This window comes from Pelorhabdus rhamnosifermentans (assembly GCF_018835585.1).
GTDB classification, from domain to species: domain Bacteria; phylum Bacillota; class Negativicutes; order UMGS1260; family UMGS1260; genus Pelorhabdus; species Pelorhabdus rhamnosifermentans.
Window position 1 is genome coordinate 1 of the sequence record NZ_JAHGVE010000106.1, and the last position, 432, is coordinate 432.

Sequence of the window (432 nt, forward strand, 5' to 3'; positions counted from 1 at the left end):
TCCGCCTCGAATGGCTTTGTATACCAATTCCGGTTCTACGCCCACTTTACTTGCGAGTACTAACGCTTCAGACATGGCAGCGATGTTAATTGCTACAATTATTTGATTGGCAAGCTTCGTTACATTTCCTGCACCGACATCTCCTGTCAGTACTACCGAGCCTGCCATGGTCTTCATAATTTCGTAGCATTTATCGAACACGGCTTTTTTACCGCCAACCATGACGGAAAGCGTGCCGTCAATAGCTTTGGGTTCTCCGCCGCTTACAGGAGCATCTAACATTTCTATACCTTTGGCAGCCAGTTTTTCGGAAACTTCACGGCTCACAAGCGGCGCAATGGAGCTCATGTCAATGACAATTGAACCTTTTTTCGCACCTTCAATCACACCGTTTTCTCCCAGCACAACCTGTTTTACATGCGGCGAATTCGG

Annotated in this window: 1 protein-coding gene; it reads right to left on the reverse strand. The window is 47.2% G+C overall.

Annotated elements, in window-relative coordinates; translation table 11 throughout:
* The coding region (locus tag Ga0466249_RS25980; RefSeq protein WP_215832392.1) for an NAD(P)-binding domain-containing protein at positions 1 to 432 on the reverse strand (432 nt) is incomplete at both ends.